This is a genomic window from Spongiimicrobium sp. 3-5 (assembly GCF_046557915.1).
In the GTDB taxonomy this organism is placed as follows: Bacteria; Bacteroidota; Bacteroidia; order Flavobacteriales; family Flavobacteriaceae; genus JBHEBG01.
In genome coordinates this window covers 67,628-87,248 of sequence record NZ_JBHEBG010000006.1, presented here as the reverse complement: position 1 = coordinate 87,248, position 19,621 = coordinate 67,628, and the positions used below count along the sequence as shown (strand labels likewise).

18 protein-coding genes are annotated in these 19,621 nt (G+C 40.8%); 10 read left to right on the top strand and 8 right to left on the bottom strand.

The window, feature by feature from the left end:
• The first annotated feature begins 80 nt into the window (after positions 1–80).
• From ACEQ81_RS17375 to ACEQ81_RS17340, 8 genes are all read left to right on the top strand, one after another.
• Positions 81–1,799, top strand: a complete 1,719-nt coding sequence (locus ACEQ81_RS17375; protein ID WP_411032198.1) for a GMC family oxidoreductase — start codon at positions 81–83, stop codon at positions 1,797–1,799.
• Between the two features lie 3 nt (positions 1,800–1,802).
• Positions 1,803–2,519, top strand: coding sequence for a gluconate 2-dehydrogenase subunit 3 family protein (locus ACEQ81_RS17370; protein ID WP_411032197.1), 717 nt, complete (start codon positions 1,803–1,805; stop codon positions 2,517–2,519).
• 16 nt (positions 2,520–2,535) lie between these two features.
• A complete protein-coding gene (locus ACEQ81_RS17365; RefSeq protein ID WP_411032196.1) occupies positions 2,536–3,369 on the top strand; it encodes a sugar phosphate isomerase/epimerase family protein in 834 nt (277 codons plus the stop codon).
• Between the two features lie 81 nt (positions 3,370–3,450).
• Positions 3,451–4,764, top strand: coding sequence for a gluconate:H+ symporter (locus ACEQ81_RS17360; protein WP_411032195.1), 1,314 nt, complete (start codon positions 3,451–3,453; stop codon positions 4,762–4,764).
• A gap of 57 nt (positions 4,765–4,821) precedes the next feature.
• A complete protein-coding gene (locus tag ACEQ81_RS17355; protein ID WP_411032194.1) occupies positions 4,822–5,973 on the top strand; it encodes a lactonase family protein in 1,152 nt (383 codons plus the stop codon).
• Positions 5,974–6,020: 47 nt separating this feature from the next.
• The gene (locus ACEQ81_RS17350) at positions 6,021–7,652 is read left to right on the top strand and encodes a sulfatase (RefSeq protein ID WP_411032193.1); all 1,632 of its coding nucleotides are present in this window, start codon (positions 6,021–6,023) and stop codon (positions 7,650–7,652) included.
• Positions 7,653–7,719: 67 nt separating this feature from the next.
• Positions 7,720–8,583: an AraC family transcriptional regulator gene (locus ACEQ81_RS17345; protein ID WP_411032192.1), complete on the top strand. Its 864-nt coding sequence runs from the start codon at positions 7,720–7,722 to the stop codon at positions 8,581–8,583.
• 84 nt (positions 8,584–8,667) lie between these two features.
• Positions 8,668–9,423 (top strand): SDR family NAD(P)-dependent oxidoreductase, encoded by a 756-nt coding sequence (locus ACEQ81_RS17340; RefSeq protein WP_411032191.1) that lies wholly within the window; start codon positions 8,668–8,670, stop codon positions 9,421–9,423.
• 100 nt (positions 9,424–9,523) lie between these two features.
• On the opposite strand, the gene ACEQ81_RS17335 is transcribed toward ACEQ81_RS17340, so the two are convergent.
• A complete protein-coding gene (locus ACEQ81_RS17335; protein ID WP_411032190.1) occupies positions 9,524–11,308 on the bottom strand; it encodes an arylsulfatase in 1,785 nt (594 codons plus the stop codon).
• Positions 11,309–11,380: 72 nt separating this feature from the next.
• The gene (locus ACEQ81_RS17330) at positions 11,381–12,763 is read right to left on the bottom strand and encodes a GH1 family beta-glucosidase (protein WP_411032189.1); all 1,383 of its coding nucleotides are present in this window, start codon (positions 12,761–12,763) and stop codon (positions 11,381–11,383) included.
• 144 nt (positions 12,764–12,907) lie between these two features.
• On the opposite strand from ACEQ81_RS17330, the gene ACEQ81_RS17325 reads away from it, so the two are divergent.
• The gene (locus ACEQ81_RS17325) at positions 12,908–13,645 is read left to right on the top strand and encodes a M15 family metallopeptidase (protein WP_411032188.1); all 738 of its coding nucleotides are present in this window, start codon (positions 12,908–12,910) and stop codon (positions 13,643–13,645) included.
• Here the strand turns inward: ACEQ81_RS17325 and ACEQ81_RS17320 are convergent.
• The 3 genes from ACEQ81_RS17320 to ACEQ81_RS17310 all read right to left on the bottom strand — a co-directional run bounded on the left by ACEQ81_RS17320 (position 13,632) and on the right by ACEQ81_RS17310 (position 16,563).
• On the bottom strand, positions 13,632–14,747 hold the full coding sequence (locus ACEQ81_RS17320; RefSeq protein WP_411032187.1) for a class I SAM-dependent methyltransferase: 1,116 nt from the start codon (positions 14,745–14,747) through the stop codon (positions 13,632–13,634). The genes ACEQ81_RS17325 and ACEQ81_RS17320 overlap by 14 nt on opposite strands.
• A gap of 73 nt (positions 14,748–14,820) precedes the next feature.
• Positions 14,821–15,909 carry an AI-2E family transporter gene (locus tag ACEQ81_RS17315; protein ID WP_411032186.1) on the bottom strand — a complete coding sequence of 363 codons (1,089 nt, stop codon included), beginning with the start codon at positions 15,907–15,909 and terminating at the stop codon, positions 14,821–14,823.
• 3 nt (positions 15,910–15,912) lie between these two features.
• Positions 15,913–16,563, bottom strand: coding sequence for a DUF4159 domain-containing protein (locus tag ACEQ81_RS17310; protein WP_411032185.1), 651 nt, complete (start codon positions 16,561–16,563; stop codon positions 15,913–15,915).
• Between the two features lie 40 nt (positions 16,564–16,603).
• Between ACEQ81_RS17310 and ACEQ81_RS17305 the strand changes: the two genes are divergently transcribed.
• Entirely contained in the window at positions 16,604–17,392 is a 789-nt protein-coding gene (locus ACEQ81_RS17305) for a DUF1223 domain-containing protein (RefSeq protein WP_411032184.1), read from the top strand.
• Between the two features lie 83 nt (positions 17,393–17,475).
• Here the strand turns inward: ACEQ81_RS17305 and ACEQ81_RS17300 are convergent, their stop codons facing one another.
• The 3 genes from ACEQ81_RS17300 to tsaD are packed head-to-tail and all read right to left on the bottom strand — an operon-like array spanning position 17,476 to position 19,603.
• Positions 17,476–18,183, bottom strand: a complete 708-nt coding sequence (locus ACEQ81_RS17300) for a 16S rRNA (uracil(1498)-N(3))-methyltransferase (RefSeq protein WP_411032183.1) — start codon at positions 18,181–18,183, stop codon at positions 17,476–17,478.
• A 13-nt stretch (positions 18,184–18,196) separates the two neighbouring features.
• Positions 18,197–18,523: a TfoX/Sxy family protein gene (locus ACEQ81_RS17295; RefSeq protein ID WP_411032182.1), complete on the bottom strand. Its 327-nt coding sequence runs from the start codon at positions 18,521–18,523 to the stop codon at positions 18,197–18,199.
• A gap of 57 nt (positions 18,524–18,580) precedes the next feature.
• Entirely contained in the window at positions 18,581–19,603 is a 1,023-nt protein-coding gene (tsaD, locus tag ACEQ81_RS17290; RefSeq protein ID WP_411032181.1) for a tRNA (adenosine(37)-N6)-threonylcarbamoyltransferase complex transferase subunit TsaD, read from the bottom strand.
• Positions 19,604–19,621: the final 18 nt, after the last annotated feature.

Sequence of the window (19,621 nt, the reverse complement as noted above, 5' to 3'; positions counted from 1 at the left end):
TAGTCAAAATGTACCTTTTATGCAGTTGTTGTGAATGGATTTTATAACTTTCTGCCACTTTAGTAAAAAACAACAACTTTATGCAGATAATAGAATCCTCAACTACTTATGATGTTATCATAGTAGGTTCGGGGGCCGGTGGTGGTATGGCGACTAAAGTTCTGGCGGATGCCGGACTTAAAGTAGCTGTAGTAGAGGCTGGTCCTTTTTTTGATCCCGCCGATCCAAAACAACAAACCCAGTTAAAATGGCCATGGGAGTCTCCTAGAAGAGGGGCAAGTAACATACGCCCTTTCGGAGATTTCGATAGTGCTTATGGTGGATGGGAAATTGAGGGTGAACCGTATACCCATAAAGATGGAACTAAGTTCGATTGGTTCCGATCACGAATGTTGGGAGGCCGAACAAATCATTGGGGAAGGATATCCCTACGTTTTGGACCAAAGGATTTTAAGCGCAAAAATGAAGACGGTCTTGGAGATAACTGGCCCATAGCCTATGAGGATGTAAAACCCTATTATGACAAGGTTGATAAACTTATCGGATTGTTTGGTACAAAGGAAAATTTACCCAATGAACCAGACGGTTTCTTCCTTCCTCCCCCAAAACCAAGACTACACGAATTGTTTTACATAAAAGGAGCCAAAAAGGCAAATATACCGGTGATTCCTTCTAGAATGTCCATGTTGACAAAGAAAATAAATAACGATAGAGGTGTATGTTTTTATTGTGGACAATGCGGTAGGGCTTGTCAGGTCTACGCAGATTTTTCAGCAGGCTCTTGCTTAATATTTCCGGCCCAAAAAAATGGAGGACAGGTAGATTTATTCGTCAATGCCATGGTCCGCGAGGTGACCACCAACGAAGAAGGGCACGCCACTGGGGTGTCCTACGTTAGCAAGGAAGATAGAAAGGAATATAAACTTAAAGGAAAGGTAGTAGTTTTGGCGGCCTCTGCCTGCAGTTCAGCAAGAATATTATTAAACTCCAAGAGCAAACAACACCCCAACGGGCTTGGTAATTCTAGCAATATTGTAGGGAAGTATCTTCACGATTCTACCGGAAGCAGCAGAGCAGCATTTATCCCGGATTTAATGAACCGTAAATTATATAATGAAGATGGTGTAGGTGGTATGCACATATATACCCCTTGGTGGTTGGATAATAAAAAATTAGACTTCCCGAGAGGATACCATACCGAAGTTTGGGGAGGTATCGGTATGCCAAGCTATGGTTTTGGATTTAATGTTAACGAGCTCAATAAGTTTTTTGGTATTAAGGTGGGCGGTTATGGAAATGGGCTGCGAGATGATGTCAAAAAATATTACGGCTCCGTTATGGGGATAAGTGGTAGAGGTGAATCCGTCGCCATGAAAGATAACTACTGCGAAATAGACCCAACAAAAGTGGATGAATATGGTATACCCGTCTTGCGCTTTAATTACAAATGGTCCGATTTTGAGAGAAAGCAGGCCAAACATATGCACGAGACCTTTGAGGAAATTTTTCATAACGCCGGTGGAGAAATTTTGGGAGAAACCCCGACAAAAGAAGATGATTATGGGCTTTTGGCACCCGGTAGAATAATCCACGAGGTAGGTACCACACGCATGGGCAATGACCCAAAAACTTCAGTAACCAATAAATTTGAACAAATGCACGAAGTGGACAATGTCTTTATTGTAGACGGAGGGCCCTTTGTTTCGCAAGCCGATAAAAATCCTACTTGGACCATCTTGGCACTTGCTTGGCGTACGTCTGACTATATAATTGAACAATTAAAGCAACAAAACATCTAAGAAATGGACAGGAGAAAGAGTATAAAATCCATAATCCTAGGCTCTGTGGCAGGCGGATTGGCCATCCATGGATGCAAACCCGAAGCTGAGGTTTCCGAAGACATGGCAATCGCTGAAGGCGATAAAAAATATTTTGGTAGAACACCGGAAGAAGAAAAACTAATCGATGAGCTTAATGCGAAGCAGTTCTTTAACGAACATGAAATGGCTACTTTATCGGTGCTCTGCGACTTAATTTTACCCGCCAATGAAAACTATGGAAGTGCTTCGGAGGCCGGTGTACCGGATTTTATAGAATTTATGGCTAAGGATATGCCAGAAATGCAAACAAACCTTAGGGGTGGTCTTATGTGGTTAGACCATAAGTGCAATACAGAGTTCAACACCGAATTTAAATCGGCATTACCAGAACAACAAACCAGTATTCTAGATACCATTGCTTTTCCGGATATTGAAGTACCCGAAGCGGAACACCCTTTGGAAATTCAGTTTTTCTCATTAATACGAAACCTAACACTCACGGGTTATTATACCTCCAAAATGGGTATAGAGGATTTGGGATACAAAGGCAATATGCCAAATGTTTGGGATGGAGTCCCAGACGATGTTTTGGCCCAACATGGGATCTCCTATGACCCGGCGTGGTTGGCTAAATGTGTAGACCAAAGTAAGAGGGGCGTGTTGGCCGAATGGGATGAGCAAGGAAATTTATTAACGTAAAGTAAATGGTACTTCAATGAGATTTGGTTTTAAACTCATAACTGTATTCTGTATAGCGTTTATGCTAAATTGCCCCATAGTATTTTCCCAGGAAATAGGTATTCAATTGTATAGTCTTAGGGAACAGTTTAAGCAAGACGTACCCGGTACCCTTAAATTGATCAGCAGCTGGGGCATATCAAAAATAGAGGGTGGAGAAGACACCTATGGCGTGCCAGAGGAGGAATTTGTGGCGTTGTTAAAGAAGAATGGCCTAGATGTAGTAAGTGTTGGGACCTCTTTTGAAGAATTACAAGAGTCGCCTCAGAAGGCATTGGCAAGGGCTAACACTTTTGATGCAAAATACATAATGTGCCCCTGGATACCACATGATGGAAATAACTTCACGATTAAGGATACAAAAAAGGCCGTTAAAGTTTTTAATGAAACGGGCGCTATGTTAAAAGCGGCGGGAAAGGAACTCGTCTATCACGCACATGGCTATGAATTTAGACCTTATAAAGGAGGAACTTTATTCGATTATATGGTAGAAAATGCATTGGATTTTAATTTTGAAATGGACGTATACTGGTTTGCCCACGGAGGCGCAGACCCACTACAAATGCTAAGAAAATATCCGACAAAGTTTAAATTAATGCACCTGAAAGACATGGCCGTTGGTACAGTAGGTGACACTTCTGGCCATTCCGATGTGGAAACCAATGTGGTACTTGGCACGGGTTCTATAGATATAAAGGCATTGGTAACGGAAGGTACCAGATTGGGTATAAAGTATATGTTTATAGAAGATGAATCTTCAAATGTGGTAACCCAAGTACCCAAGAGCCTTTCTTTTTTAATGAAATTATAAGACCCCAAAGGGTTTCCTGTAGTCCCGGTCCATAAAACGTTTTGGTAAGGACGGCATTAATGTATTGTAAAACCAATCTTCATGACCATTTTAGTTGTTGTTTTTTGTGTTCTGGTACTCGTATTGTTGATTACCTGGGGGAAGATAAACCCTTTTCTGGCCTTTCTTGTAGTATCTATTTTAGCCGGAGTATTGCTCGGGATTCCCATAGGGGAAGTTTCCAAATCCTTGGAGGTGGGAATAGGGGGTATGTTAGGTTCCTTGGCAGTTATCATTTGCCTTGGGGCTATGTTTGGCAAGATTATAGCCGAGAGTGGAGCCGCAAAAAAGATAACTTTGGTTTTGATGGATGCCTTTGGGGAAAAATACATTCAATGGGCGTTGATGATCACCGGGTTTATAGTGGGCATACCCTTGTTTTACAATGTAGGGTTTGTACTTCTGGTACCATTAATTTTTTCGATAGTCTATCAATTTAAACTACCTGCAGTATACATAGGCATTCCCATGTTGGCGGCACTATCGGTTACCCATGGGTTTTTACCTCCACATCCCTCACCCACTGCGTTGGTTGCCCAATTCGATGCTAATTTGAGTACTACCCTTATTTATGGCCTTTTTGTGGCCATTCCCTGTATGGTAGTGGCCGGACCATTATTTGCCAAAACCCTAAAACGAATAGAAGCCCATCCTCTGGAAACATTTAGACCCAAAGAAATTTCCAATGAGGATCTCCCTAGTGGATTTAATTGTTTTGCTACCGCATTATTGCCTGTTTTTTTACTGGCAGCATCTTCCTTATTACCTTATCTGTCGGTAACAAGTAAAACTCTGATCAGTCTTTTCGTATTTCTTGCCGATCCAGTAACCGTTATGCTAATATCTCTGATGATAGCTACTTACTCGCTCGGAATAAGGCGTAAAATTAAAATGAAAGCCATTATGGTAGACTATGCGGATTCTGTAAAAGATGTGGCCATGATTCTTTTAATCGTTGCGGGCGCAGGAGCTCTAAAACAAGTCTTTATAGATAGCGGTGTAAGTTCCGATATTGCAGATTTGTTGGGAGGATGGGAAGTAAATCCATTGATTTTGGGTTTCATAATGGCTACAATTATTAGGGTAAGTCTAGGATCGGCTACCGTGGCCGGATTGACCACGGCCGGAATTATTGCTCCCCTGATAGAAACAACAGGAGTGGATGCCAACCTCATGGTTTTGGCCATTGGGGCGGGTAGCCTAATGTTTTCGCACGTAAATGATTCTGGTTTCTGGATGTATAAAGAGTATTTTAATCTTAGTTTAAAGGATACGTTTAAATCCTGGACCGTAATGGAAACCATAGTTGGCGTGGTCGGAATAATTATGGTACTAATATTGGATGTTTTCGTTTAGCTGTCGTAAATTGTCGAGTATATAAAATAAGGACTGTTTAACAACTAATAAGTTTCAATGATATTTTGCAAATTAAAAACCGGGGTGTTGTTCGTTTTTATGGTTACCATAATAGCGTGCAACCCAAAAGCTAAAGAAGTGAAATCTACTACGATCGATATTATTGCAGGTACGTATACCAATAAGGAAAGTGAAGGTATTTATCTACTCAGTTTGGATACCATTACTGGTGAAATTGCAACTAAAGGACTCCTTGCCAAAACCAATAACCCGTCTTATCTAGATTTTTCAGCGGATAAAAGCATAGTTTATGCAATAAACGAGGACGGAAAAGGACCCGAAAGCAAAGGGGGAGGTGTAAGCAGTTTTATTTGGGACAGTAAAAATAAGACGCTTACTACTCAAAGTCATCAACTTACCCAGGGAGATCATCCCTGTTATGTATCGTTGAACCCCAACACAACATATCTTAGTGCCGCCAATTACTCAGGAGGTAACATTACCTTGTTTAAATTGGGGGAGGAAGGGCAGATACTACCCAATCCGGAGATAAGAAATCATTCCGGACAAGGAGCAGATTCTACACGTCAAAAGGCGCCGCATGCCCATTGTTCATTGTGGAATCCTTCGGGCAATCAACTTTATGCGGTAGATTTGGGAATAGATCAGGTTTTGTCCTATCAATTTAATGAGGCCACTGGCGCCTTGGGTCAAGGAAAAACGGCTTTTGAGCTTGAAGGAGGTTCCGGACCAAGGCATTTGGTTTTTCACCCTACTAAAAAAATGGCCTTTGTAGTCAATGAGTTAAATAATAGGGTTCAGTCCCTAAAGTATGGGGATGATAGTTCGGAACTTACCTTAATAGATGAGCAGGTTTCGCTACCAGAAGGCTACACGGAAACCAGTTATATAGGACATGTGGAGATTTCTTCCAACGGTAAATATCTTTACGTATCCAATAGAGGACATAATAGTATTGCCGTTTTATCGGTTTCGGAATCGGGGATGCTACAACTCATCGATACTTTTCCGGTAAAGGGAGATTGGCCCCGGTTTTTTACCCTATCACCCAATGGTAAACACCTGCTTGTAGCTAACCAGAGATCCAATAACATTGTGGTCTTTCAAATTGATGCGGCAACCGGCAAGCTGTTGGATATTGAAAAAGAAGTAACCCTGGATACTCCGGTACACTTGCTTTTTCCCTAACCTATAAGTTTCCTCGGTTACGCTTTTTGCCAATAGTTATTAATGATATGAGCTGTTTCAAAATTGGTGTTTTTGTTGCATTTTTAAGTGCATTTGGTTGTGTTTTAGGTTGTGCCGATGTTAAGGATGAGCCTATCAAAAAAGAAATACTGCCCAATATCATATGGCTGGTTGCGGAAGATCAATCCCCGCATTTTTTTCCGATGTATGGGGATTCTACAATAGCGCTTCCCAATTTAGCGACCTTGTCCAAAGATGGGGTGGTATTCAATAATGCCTATGCTCCTGTACCGGTATGCGCTCCAACGCGCAGCGCCATTATTACAGGGATGTATCCAACAAGTTTGGGGACCCATAATATGAGAACCTACAATGCCTATAGCACTGAGAACCAGCCCGAAATAAATATACCCAGCTACTCACCCATAGTACCACAAGCTACCGTTATGTTTACCCAATTGTTAAGGGCCAAAGGTTATTACTGTAGCAATAATCCCAAGGAAGATTATAACTTTCAAAAGCTTGAAACAGCTTGGGATGAGAGTGGAGAATTGGCACATTGGAGAAAAAGAAAGGCCGGACAACCTTTTTTCAGTGTTTTTAATTTTAATGTCTGTCACGAATCCGGTATTTGGAGACAAGGGGCCGAATCGCTTTTCGTGGACCCCAAGACCATACCCGTACCTCCAATTTTTCCGGATGACTCCATAGTACGACACGATTTAGCCGTCAACTACAGTAATTTAAAACGGATGGATGATCAAGTAGGTATAATTATAGATCAGCTTAAAGAAGATGGGCTATATGAAAACAGTATCATTTTCTTTTACGCAGACCATGGAGGGCCGTTTCCAAGGTATAAAAGGGCATTGTACGAAACGGGTACTAAAGTCCCCATGATCATAAAATTTGCCTCAAACAAGAAAACCGAGGACTTTAATGATGACTTGGTTAACTTTATAGATTTGGCCCCTACCGTTTTATCACTTTCAGGAATAAAGCCTCCGAGTAGCATGCAAGGCAAGGCCTTATTTGGTGCGTTTAGCGATAAAAACAAACGGAATTATCTGTTTACCACCTCTGATAGGTTTGATGGCACTGTAGATCGCTTACGGGCAGTGAGGTCTAGGAACTATAAATACATCAAAAATTTTAATATTGATCAAACCAACGCGCTGCCGGTAAAATATAGGGAACAAATGCCCATGATGCCCAGGTTGCGAAAACTGTTTGGGCAAGGGCTGTTAAATGAGGCACAGGCAAAATGGTTCAGCGTTCCAAAACCGGAAGAGGAGCTATACGATTTACGTGTCGACCCTTACGAACTTATAAATTTGGCAGATCAGGAAGCAGTTAAGGACACTTTGGGACATTTACGGGAAGTACTTAAAGATTGGATCCACACCACTAAGGATCTAGGTCAATTTCCCGAAAAAGAATTAATGGATAAATGGTTGGTAGATGGCAAACAACCAAAGCTCAATAGTCCTGTTGTTGAGAAGACCAAAAAGGGTGTGGTAATAACCCATGGGATTTCTGATGCGAGCATATTATGGAGAATTGATAAGGACACTGTTTGGCGCGTATACACAGATGCCATATCCGAAAAGGGCAATTTATGGGCTAAAGCCGTACGCATTGGTTATCAAGAAAGCGAAGAGGTGGCTTTAGATCCCTAGGAGCAGATAATTATCGTTATCCCATCAGTTTGGGAATTAGCCGTAACTTATTGAAAATTGAAATTTGGTGGAGGATATTAAACAATACCATTTACACAAAGACGATCATTCAAAACTTCATTTTGAGTTAAAAGAAGCGGCTCCCTATCTTAGTAAGTTCAAAGATCGCGCTACCAAGGCACATCGTCATAGTTTTTATCAAATCCTTTGGTTCACAACTGCTGGTAGACATTATGTGGACTATGAGATCATAGATCATAAACCAAACACCGTCTTTTTTATTAAGAAAGGGCAAATACATTATTTTTGTCCAGAATCTGCCAATGAAGGCTATCTGTTCCATTTTAATGATTCCTTCATCAACAAATACGATGGCGACGCGGAGAATAAACTAAGTTATCTTTTGTTCAATGAAATAGGTAGTTCTTGGGTAAATCCCAATAAGGATGATATAACAAAAATAGATCAACTTACTAAACTGATCAGCTCCGAACTGAAAACCCCGGAATATAATTACAACCAACAGGTCTATTTTCTCTTTCAGGCACTTCTTACCTTAATTGAAAGAATAAAACAAAAGGTACAACCGCTTAGCACTATGGCCGATTTAGACTATGGAATGGCCGTTGGGTTTAAAAAACTAATAGATGTCCATATACATGAGTCTTTAACCATAGACCATTACGCTTCCCAGCTTGGCGTAAGTGCCAAAAAACTTACTGCCATTTCCAAGAAGTTTCTGCAAGATACCCCGGCCAATATCGTCCACGGAAGAAAGATTTTGGAGGCCAAAAGAATGTTGTCTAACCATAGATTAAGCATTAAGGAGGTTGCCTATGATCTGGGCTTCGATCAGGCCACATATTTTAGCAAGTACTTTAAAAAACACACCGGATTAAACCCTAAAGAATTTAAGGGACTACTTCCTTAAATTACCCTTTATGGTCTTAATATTGCCATTTTTCATGAGTTTATTGGATCAATTTTGTAAAAGAAATTAAAATTGAAATTTATCATGAAAAAGCAAGCATTAATAGTAGGTGGAACCACCGGAATGGGAAGGGCCACTGCAGAATTGTTATTAAAAGACGGTATAGAAGTGTTTATAATTGGTAGGGCCGATAAAAATCTGAATACCACCAAGGAAGAACTGGCTTCTTTGGGTGAAATACAGACCATAGGTTTAGACCTTTTTGATTTAAGCGAGGTAAAGAATTTTTCAAAATCGATTTCCAAGACCATCCCCAACCTTGGATACTTGGTGAACGCAGCCGGGTTTTTTAGTCCAAAATCTTTTTTAGATCACACCGAAGCAGATTATGATATTTACCATAATTTCAATAAAGCATTTTTCTTTCTCACCCAAGGTGCGGTAAAAGTAATGGCCAATAATGGGGGAGGATCTATTGTAAACATAGGTTCCATGTGGGCAAAACAAGCGATAAAGGCAACTCCATCATCTGCCTATTCCATGGCAAAGGCCGGTTTGCATTCGTTTACACAACATTTGGCCATGGAACTGGCTTCTAACAATATTAGGGTAAATGCAGTTTCACCCGCCGTAGTAGTAACACCAATTTATGGAGCCTTTATAGAAAAAGATAAGATTGAGGAAACTTTGCAAGGATTTAATGATTTTCATCCTATTGGCCGTGTGGGTAGGCCTATGGAAATTGCAAAGACCATTCGTTTCTTGCTTTTGGATCAAAGTTCATGGGTAACAGGGGCCATTTGGGATGTGGACGGCGGTGTTATGGCCGGAAGAAACTAGGCAACTAGAACCTTAAGTATGGTAGTAGTCATTTATTAACTGAATTTGGGGGTGGTAATTGTAAAAGGAACGCCCCCTATTTGATTAAAACCGCCCCGTTTTATAATTTTTTAAGTTGAAGTAATCTAAAATCTATGGCTTGGTCTCCAGGTATTTTTATTGCGGATAGTTTTAGGGTACCACTACCTTTTTTAAGTGTAAGTTCACCTATGTTAGCAGAAATAAAGTCTTTAACATAGGATTCGGCGCGGGGAAACCGATCATTTTCCATTCCCTTCAAAGGTGGGTCGTGTGTTTTTTCCACTGTATAATGGATTTGGTGATCGCCAAATTCCAATTTTAATTGCGTGCCTTTGTTTTCGGGCTTGCAGGTGTAGTAGAGTGCTACTTCAAAAATACCGTCTTCCAATACCTCTATGTTCCAAGTAACGGCATCATTTGTACTATTCCATTCAGAAAAGAAAGAATCATTGGGGTATTTATTGCTTCTTGTTATGTTACCATGTGCAATACCGTCGCGTGCCGGGAGTTGCGTATAAATAAAGTCAGGATGGCCAACGGTAAAACGCCTTTCCCCATGGGTTTTGTTTTTATCCATCACGTTGGCTCTCCAACTATTCTTAAGTGCAATAAGGGAATCCCTAAATTTGGGAAGATTGGCAGCAATATCTTCTGTTTGGCCCACATCCGCCTCCATATCGTACAAACGGTTCTTATGGTCCAATCTATATTTTTGCGTTCTAAGGCTGGTAGAATCTTCCCAGTGGTTGTAAACAACCCGTGGTTCTACTTTGGTATTGCTTCCCAGTAACAAAGGGGCAAGATCTTTTCCATCGAGCCTTTGGGGTTCTTTAAGGTCTATATGTGCTAAATGGGCCAGAGTGGGTAGCAGATCTATAGATGCGGCTATGGTATTTAATTTGGTCCCGGATTTTATCACATTCTTCCATTGAATAAAGAAGGGTGATTTTACCCCTCCTTCATCTGTGGAACCTTTTTTGCCCCGCATAGAACCGTTCCATCTCCAAGAGTTTGGTCCATTATCAGAAAGGTAGATAACAATGGTATTTTCCTCTAGTCCCAGCGTTTTAAGTTTCTCACTTACTCTACCAACATTATGGTCTATATTCTCTACCATGGCCAAGGCCGCCCTTGTAAAACCAACATCTTCCTTAATACTGTCTTTATAGCCAAGGGCCAGGGGCTTATTCTTAAACCTATCCCAATAGGCATCGGGTACTTGCATAGGACTATGTGGGGTGTTTAAAGGTAAATACAGAAAAAAAGGTACCTCCTTGTTCCTCTCTATGAAGTTGAGACCTTTATCCGTAAGATCATCTACAAGAAATCCGTTTCCCGTCACAATTTCTCCATTATGTTCTAACATAGGGCTGAAGTAATTTCCCCAATGCCCAGAGCAAAAACCGTAAAAATCCTGGAACCCCCGTGCATTTGGATGATAGGGGGGTTGCATACCATTATGCCATTTTCCATAAGCGGCCGTAGTGTACCCCGCATCCTGTAAAATTTCGGCTAAAGTAACTTCGCCCAAATTCATGCGCTCCCCACCCGCGGAGGTAGCGTACACACCCGATCGGCCAAAATAACGACCTGTGAGCAGTTCTGCCCTAGTTGGTGAACATACGGGTTGCACGAAAAAATTTTCGAACGCAGCCCCGTTTTGGGCAATGGCATCGATGTTTGGGGTGGCCAAGTTTGTATTTCCATGAATACTTAAATCACCCCAGCCCTGATCATCCGCAAGAATAAGGACAATGTTCGGTTTTTTTATTTCTGTGTTTACAATCTCGGTTTTTGGGTTCTTACAGTAGGTTAGCAGTATAATGCAGAGTAAAGCACCGATTAGTTTGGAAAGCGCGTTCATAATACTTGTTTTATAGTGATCCATATCTTCAACGATGAGTTGAGGGATGTTGGTTATCCTTATGTTGTTAGCCTAGAACCCATTTTCCTTTATGACCTCTTTAAACCATAAAGCCGAATTTTTAGGTGTTCGTTCCAAGGTCTCGTAGTCCATATAATGAATGCCAAAACGTTTAGAGTATCCCAAGGCCCATTCAAAATTATCCATAAACGACCATACAAAATATCCTTTAAGGTTTACACCGTTGCCGATAGCTTTGTGGCAGGCAGATAGGTAACCGTTTAAGAAATCCAAGCGTTCCGTGTCCTTAATCTCACCATTCACAATCTCATCATTATAGGCGCACCCATTTTCTGTTATATAAAGCGGAGGATTCTGGTACCGGTCCTTAATCCATTCCAAGAGCTTTTGGCATCCCCATGGTGCTACAGGCCACTGCATGGCTGTGGTCTTCCATTCCGGGTCGGCGCTAAGCGCTACCCTTTGGTCTTCAAAAATACCACCGTTGCCGTATACATTGTTTTCTGCGGCAGGTCCGGAGGGAGCGTCCGCAGCGTACAAGGTGGTGTAATGGTTGAGTCCAAAAAAATCGGAGGAACCCAATAACATTTCCTTATCCTCTTCTGAAAACTTGGGTAATCTATCGCCCAATTTATCGCGCATGGACTTGGGATAATCACCAAAATAAATAGGATCTGCAAACCACCCCAAGAAAAACTCTAGCGCCTTTTGCGCGGCAGCTACATCTTCGGGTGTATCAGTGAGCGGTTCGCGCCAATCGCAATTATTTGTTATTCCTATTGTTCCTTGTTGTGTCTTCTCATATTTTTCCCTATAAATTTTAACCGCTTTTCCATGAGACCGTAGTAATTGATGTGCAACCAGGTATGGCTCGTCTTTGGACTTACGTCCGGGAGCAAAAACACCATCGGCATATCCCAAAATGGATACTACCCAAGGTTCGTTAAGGGTAATCCAGTTTTTTACCCTATCCCCAAAACGCGAGAAACAGATATCGGCATATGTACCAAAATAATCGGCTATTTCCGGATTAAGCCAGCCGTCCTTTTCGGTATGGAGTGCCAATGGTAAATCCCAATGGTACAAAGTTACCCAAGGGGTAATATTATATTTTAAAAGTTCATCGATGAGATCGGAATAGAATTGTATCCCCTCTTCGTTTACTGCACCTTGTCCATCGGGCTGTATTCTGCTCCAAGAAATGGAGAACCGGTATGCCTTAAGACCTAGATCAGCCATTAATTTTACGTCTTCCTTATATCTGTGATAATGGTCACAGGCCATATCTCCATGCTCATTGTTGGCCGTTCTGTCCGGTGTATGGGCAAATGCATCCCAAATGCTCCAAGCTCTACCGCCTTCGGAAGCTGCGCCCTCTATTTGATAACTAGAGGTTGCGGAACCCCAAATAAAATCCTTTGGAAAGTGTATCATCTAAGTAATATTGGTGATAAATAATTAGTGATTATAAAGATGTAATAAATTACGAATAATTACTAACTGAAAAATGACAAAAAAGTATCGGAATTGAAAAAGTTGATGTATTTTTCTCTTTAATAGTTCAATTTAACCCATAACATGATAAACAAGAACATAGTAATTCTAATTTTTAGCGTTGTTCTTGCAGTTGCCTGTAAAAACAACAAGGCTGCTAAGGAACCTATGGATGCGGTAGTGGAAAAACCCGATACTTCAGACATTAAAATAACGGAACCTGCTACGGTTGTTGTAAAAATGAAGACTTTGGAAGGGCTTGCGGATACAACTTTTGTGCGCTTGGCAGATTACAGTAAAGACTTTGTTTATGATTTGCGCTATGCTACCAAGAACAATTTTTTGGAAGCCAAAGTATACAACTGCGCCGAGTGTTACACCCGTGTAAAAACGGCAAAGGCCCTACTAAAGGCCAATGCCCAATTTATGAAACAAGGTTATAAAATAAAGTTTTTTGATTGCTATCGGCCCAACTCCGTGCAGTATAAAATGTGGGCCATTGTCCCAAATCCCCAGTATGTGGCAGACCCCGTCAAAGGTTCCATTCACAATAAGGGAGGAGCCGTGGATATTACCTTGGTAACCTTGGATGGCGAGGAACTGGACATGGGTACGGATTTTGATTTCTTTGGTAAAAAGGCCTATCATGATAACTTGGATTTACCCAAGACCGTTTTAGACAATAGGACATTGTTGAAAGGGATTATGGAAAGCCATGGGTTTTGGTCCATTAGGACAGAATGGTGGCACTACAACCTATCGGCGGCTTCTAACGACCCCATTGCCGATTTTAAATGGGAATGTACCACTACAGAGCCTTAGCACAGTAGAGCACTAGGAGCTTGCCCTGATGCGCTGTTACAAAAAACAGATAAACCTCCCCGCCATCGGTTATTTTAAACTTTTTTCTTAGCGTGGCAACAGTTTCGGGAAAATTACGGGTGGCAATATTCGCTTTTTTAAGGCCTAGGCCAAGAACGGTCTTTTTGTTGTATGGCAGTACCCGTTGTACAAAAAACCGTCTTCCCGGAAAACCTATTAATCGGTCGGAGGTGAATAAATGCGTATGTTGATGCAGTTTTGCAAGCTTAAATTGTTGTCCTACAATCTTAAAGGCCCCGGATTTAAGGATGGCCGAATTGGGTTCGTAGAGGTAGGCCATGGGAAAACCATAATCCGTCAGGGCGCTTTTTTCTTGACCGTCCAAAAAATTGAAAGTTTCAGAACTGTCTTTGGTTATGTTGATGGTTTTTATGGCCAGGGTACCTTTAAATCCCTTTTGCAACACCCACAACAATTCTTTTACTTCGTTTTTAACAGCTACCACATGGATTTCCTTTACAAACTTAAGTTGTTTAAGTCCAACGGAAATATCCAATAGGGGAGCGGTCTTAATCAAAATATTGCTGGCCTTGGAAAAAAGAAGCTCCAAATTCTCAGGAACGTTGGGAAGTGAATCCGTTAGTGTAAAAACTTTCCCTTTATCCTCATTACGTCTCGAAGGATCTACATAGATCCAATCAAATTTATCATTTGTGTTTTTTAAAATATGGAGTCCATCGCCATTTTTTGTCTCTACATTTTGGACGCCCAAAATGGTGAAATTATGAGTGGCTATTTCGGAGAGGTTTTGATCAATTTCACAGTGCACTACGGACGTCATTTTTGTACTAAAAAAATAGCTGTCCACACCCATTCCGCCGGTAAGATCCAAAAGCGCTTTTCCGTGTATCAAAGTGGCTTTGTGTTTGGCAGTAATTTCTGAGGAAGTCTGAGCAATATTAAGCTTGTTCGGATAATAAATTTTTGGCGTATTAAACCAAGAGGGAAGTTTATCCGCACACTTTTTTTTGGCCTCGATCTGCTCTGCAAGCTCTTTTGGGGAAACACCCTCAAAATTACTCTTTTTTAACAGAACTGACACGATGTCAGTATTTAAATTTTTGTCTATAAAACTTTGAACACCAGTATTTAATATGTCTTTATTCAAAGTTTTACTATAAATTTTTTGTTAAGGATTTTACGATCTTATTTTCAGCAAAAAACTCCTTCAAAATCACTTTTATTGCCGTATATCCTGGTACGGCGATGATCATTCCTGTTACTCCGAACAAAAGTCCGCCTATAATAATAATGAGGAAAATTTCTAAGGGATGCGACTTTACGCTTTGCGAAAAAATTCGTGGTTGAGAGAAAAAATTATCTACCAATTGGCCAACTAAAAACCCACCCATTACCCACAGCGTATCGGGTAAAATAACGTCCTTAAAATCGGCTCCGATATTGCTCGACATGGTGAGCACCAACATAAGCACTCCACCAATGATGGGACCCACGTAGGGAATAAGATTTAGTAGGGCACAAAGGAAGGCGATCACTACCGCATTTTCGATGCCAAAAACAAGTAATACAATCGTATAAATTATGAAGAGAATCAGGATTTGAAAAACCAATCCAACAAAATACCTGGATAGTAAATCCTTTATGGTATTGATTGATTTTTTTAGTCTACCCTCATTTCCCTTGGGTACCAATACCAACAAACCTTCTTCAAAAAGTTGGCTATCCTTTAGAAAAAAGAAAGTAATGAAGAGTACGGAAAATAGCCCAATGCTAAAACTTCCCAAAACACCAATCAGGGAATTGAAAAAATTGGGGACAAAGCTAAAATCTAGATTGGACAAGAGTTTGGAGTTTTTAATGCTTTGCTCAATATCTACGGTACTAAGTCCAAAATAATCAGTTATCTGCAAATACAGATTTTCCACATCGCCTTGCAAAGCATCTATATTCAATAAGGACAGGTTATGCCCTTGCTGTACCAAAAGCGGAACAAATAGTGCTATAATGCCTACTACCAAACCTATCAATAAAAGCATGGTAAAAACAACCGCCAGAATGTTTTTAAATTTTAACCTTCTTCTTAAAAAAAGGACTATAGGCCTCCCAATTAAGGAAATTACTGCCGCTATGGCAATATAGACTAGCACAACACTAATTTTTAAGAGGAAATAACCCAAAAGGACAACAACTACGATAATACCTACTGCCCTTAGAATACCTTCAGAAATTATTTTTGGGTTCATGTATTAATTTTTAAATGCATATTGTACAATATTGGCGCCCATTTGGAGTGCCTTTAGTCTAACCTCTTGTGGGTCATTATGTACCGAAGGGTCTTCCCAGCCATCTCCCAAGTCGCTCTCATAAGTAAATAGCAGTACCAATCGGTTTTCATAAAAGATACCCATGGCCTTGGGTCGTTTACCATCGTGTTCGTGAATTTTGGGTAGCCCTTCGGGAAATTTGTATTTCTGATCGAAGATCGGATGGTCTGCCCCAAGTTCGGTCAGCGCTATATCCGGAAATACTTTGGCCAACTCCTTTCTTAGGTAGGGTTCCATACCATAGTTATCGTCTATATGAATAAAACCGCCAGACTGTAGATAGGTCCTTAGGTTAGCCGCTTCATCCTCAGAGAAGAAGACGTTGCCATGCCCGGTCATATGCAGATAGGGGTATTGAAAAAGGTTGGTACTGCCAACCTCAACTGTTTTTGGTCTGAGCGCAATTCTGGTATTAATATTATCATTACAAAACTGGATTAGATTGGGTAGCGCTGTAGGGTTGGAATACCAATCTCCACCCCCTCCATATTTTAGGATAGCAATTTCTTGGGCATTTAGGGTAGTTTTCCCAAAAAAAGTTAAAAAGAAGACGAGTAGCGTAAGTAGTTTCATGTACGATCGAACTTATAATAAACCAAAAGTAACAAATCTCATGTTTAAAAAAATTATAGTTCCCTCAATTGTTTTGGTCAGTTTGGGTTTTATGGCGTTTACAACGCTGAGTTCGGCTACGTATACTGCCAGTACCAATGAAAAGTTACCGGAAGCAGCTGTTTACGACCCTATTGTAGTTTTGGAATTGTTTACTTCCCAAGGTTGTTCTAGTTGCCCTCCTGCAGATGAGTTGTTGAACAGAGTTAAAAAAGAATACAAAGACAAGGTATTTGCCCTGTCTTACCATGTAGATTACTGGAATTATATCGGATGGACAGATCCTTTCAGTAGTTCTAAATATGCCCAAAAACAAAGGGAATATAACCTTAAATTTAGGAATAGGAGTAACTACACCCCCCAAGTGGTAGTAAATGGTAAAGAACATTTTGTAGGTTCTAGCGCTTCCAAGATGTATGGTAAAATAAGCGCTTATAGCGACCTAAAATCCACGAACAAGATAGAAATCTCAAATCTTAAGCCCAATACAAGAAGTTTGAGTTTTGATTATAGTATTGAGGGAAACATAACCAGTAAAAAGATAAGGGCGGTTTTGGTATTGGACCAAAAAATTACCGAGGTAAAACGCGGAGAAAATAGAAATAGGACCCTTACCAATAGTAATATTGTGGTATCGGAGAAAACCATTGCCCTGGGCAAAGCTTTGGGCTCTTCTTATTTAAGCATCCCCGAAAATGTAGGGCCCAATGAAAAAATTAGATTAATGCTGCTTTTGGAAAATGCGGATTATGATATAACCGGTGCAGCAAAAATTGAAGTAAAAAGGTAAGTGTTTGATGTTTGTTGTTGTTCCGCACTTCGGGCTGTTTTGTTCAGCAGTTTGGAGTGCGGAATTTTTTTTACAATCCTTAATTAACCGTTGTTAATGATGGTTACAACCGTACAGGCGAAAATAGCCGCGGTTTCTGTCCGCAAGCGGTTTTCCCCTAGGGATACCGGCAAAAATCCGGTTTTAAGGGCCGTGTCTATTTCTTTACCCGAAAAATCGCCTTCTGGTCCTATAAGTATGGTGATATCTTTGTCTGGAGCTACACGTCTTTTGAGCTCCATTTTTTCACCGTCATCACAATGGGCAATAAAAAGCAGCCCATCTTGCGGCTCTTTCATATAGTCTTTAAATGAAATGGCCTTGTTCAGTTTTGGCAAGTAGGCCTGCAATGATTGTTTCATGGCCGATTGGATTACTTTTTGCATCCGCTCTTGTTTAATTACCTTTCTTTCGGAGCGGTCACAGATAATCGGGGTAATCTCGTGTACCCCAATTTCGGTGGCTTTTTCCAAGAACCATTCAAAACGGTCGTTCATTTTAGTAGGGGCCACCACCATATGTAAGTGATATCTTTTAGGGTGTTTTTTAGTAGTATTCACTATTTCTACCTTGCAACGTTTGGGGTCTGCCACTATTATCCGCGCATCAAAAATATAGCCCACACCGTTGGTGATATATACCATATCGCCCTCTTTTTTACGAAGTACTTTAACGATATGTTTGCTTTCTTCTGCCGGGAAAGTAAATTGGGAAATACTTAAATCCAGATTGGAGTTGTAAAAGAGTTGCATAAAATAGGGTGTGTTATAGTTTGGTTTTTGCGTGCTCTAATCCAAGTTCTATCCAATGCAAAAGTTGTTCCTCTGTTTTAAATCCGTCTGGGGATACATACACAAATTCTTTCATTGGACGTTTGGTAAAATCCATGGGTCTCGCAAAACCTTCACTTAAAACGGTGTTTATTTTATCGGAAACTACGCGTACTGCCAGCTCTTCCTTAATTACGCCTACGGTCATTTTACCTTTGTAAAGAAAGGACAGCCCTCCGAACATTTTCTTTTCGGTAAAGTCCTCCGGAAACAATTTGATGGTAATTCGTATTCTGTTTGCTAAATCCTCATTATAAGCCATCTGCTTAAGTTTAGGGTTGTTGGGTTAAAGTTAGCGGTTATTTATCGATTTTGGTTTTTAAATACTGTACCTGGCTTTGGTAGTGACCCGTTGGTCCGTAAATGCACCTTCCTTGTATTTTAAGTAGCCAACAATACCTATCATAGCGGCATTGTCCGTGCAGTATTCAAATTTGGGAATGTATGTAGACCAACCCAAAGTCTTTTCAGATTCTTTAAGCGCGGTTCGTATGCCCGAATTGGCCGAGACCCCACCGCCGATAGCTATTTCTTTAATACCGGTTTGCTGCACAGCCTTCTTTAGTTTTTCCATAAGTATTTTAATGATGGTATACTGAATGGAAGCGCATATATCGTTCAAATGTTCCGTTAAAAACTCAGGGTTTTGTTTTACGTTCTTTTGGACAAAATATAGGATACTGGTCTTTAATCCACTAAAGCTAAAGTCTAACCCCGCCACCTTCGGGGTTGGAAATGGAAATGCTTTTGGGTTTCCCAACTGTGCGTATTTATCTAGCAAAGGGCCACCAGGGTATGGTAATCCAAGGAGTTTTGCACTTTTATCAAATGCCTCGCCCACGGCATCGTCCAAGGTTTCCCCTAAAATCTCCATATCAAAGTAGTTGCGTACCAGGACAATTTGTGTGTGGCCGCCACTAATGGTCATGGCCAAGAAGGGAAATGGTGGTGTTTTAACCCCTTCCTCCTCAATAAAATGGGCCAGAATATGCGCCTGCATATGGTTTACCTCTATTAGCGGGATATCTAAACCAAGTGCGAGTGATTTGGAAAATGAAGCACCTACCAATAAAGAACCCATAAGACCAGGTCCCCTCGTAAAAGCTATGGCTGATAATTGTTTTTTATCGATATTTGCCTTGGACAACGCTTGGTGCACCACCGGCACTATATTTTGCTGGTGTGCCCGTGAGGCAAGTTCGGGAACAACCCCCCCGTATTCCTCATGGATTTTTTGCGTTGCCACCACATTGCTCAGTTTTTTTTTGTTGCACAATACCGCTGCGGAGGTGTCGTCACAAGAAGATTCGATAGCAAGTATGTAAATATTTTTTTTTTCCACTAGGTTTTGGAATAAAAA

Bases quoted from the DNA above. Each gene is read 5' to 3' on its own strand.
- ACEQ81_RS17365 (WP_411032196.1), top strand. From the start codon at position 2,536: ATGAGATTTGGTTTTAAACTCATAACTGTATTCTGTATAGCGTTTATG.
- ACEQ81_RS17315 (WP_411032186.1), bottom strand. From the start codon at position 15,909: ATGAACCCAAAAATAATTTCTGAAGGTATTCTAAGGGCAGTAGGTATT.
- ACEQ81_RS17325 (WP_411032188.1), top strand. From the start codon at position 12,908: ATGATAAACAAGAACATAGTAATTCTAATTTTTAGCGTTGTTCTTGCA.
- ACEQ81_RS17305 (WP_411032184.1), top strand. From the start codon at position 16,604: ATGTTTAAAAAAATTATAGTTCCCTCAATTGTTTTGGTCAGTTTGGGT.
- ACEQ81_RS17295 (WP_411032182.1), bottom strand. From the start codon at position 18,523: ATGGCTTATAATGAGGATTTAGCAAACAGAATACGAATTACCATCAAA.
- ACEQ81_RS17300 (WP_411032183.1), bottom strand. From the start codon at position 18,183: ATGCAACTCTTTTACAACTCCAATCTGGATTTAAGTATTTCCCAATTT.
- ACEQ81_RS17330 (WP_411032189.1), bottom strand. From the start codon at position 12,763: ATGATACACTTTCCAAAGGATTTTATTTGGGGTTCCGCAACCTCTAGT.
- ACEQ81_RS17375 (WP_411032198.1), top strand. From the start codon at position 81: ATGCAGATAATAGAATCCTCAACTACTTATGATGTTATCATAGTAGGT.
- ACEQ81_RS17355 (WP_411032194.1), top strand. From the start codon at position 4,822: ATGATATTTTGCAAATTAAAAACCGGGGTGTTGTTCGTTTTTATGGTT.
- ACEQ81_RS17370 (WP_411032197.1), top strand. From the start codon at position 1,803: ATGGACAGGAGAAAGAGTATAAAATCCATAATCCTAGGCTCTGTGGCA.
- ACEQ81_RS17335 (WP_411032190.1), bottom strand. From the start codon at position 11,308: ATGAACGCGCTTTCCAAACTAATCGGTGCTTTACTCTGCATTATACTG.
- ACEQ81_RS17310 (WP_411032185.1), bottom strand. From the start codon at position 16,563: ATGAAACTACTTACGCTACTCGTCTTCTTTTTAACTTTTTTTGGGAAA.
- ACEQ81_RS17360 (WP_411032195.1), top strand. From the start codon at position 3,451: ATGACCATTTTAGTTGTTGTTTTTTGTGTTCTGGTACTCGTATTGTTG.
- ACEQ81_RS17350 (WP_411032193.1), top strand. From the start codon at position 6,021: ATGAGCTGTTTCAAAATTGGTGTTTTTGTTGCATTTTTAAGTGCATTT.
- ACEQ81_RS17340 (WP_411032191.1), top strand. From the start codon at position 8,668: ATGAAAAAGCAAGCATTAATAGTAGGTGGAACCACCGGAATGGGAAGG.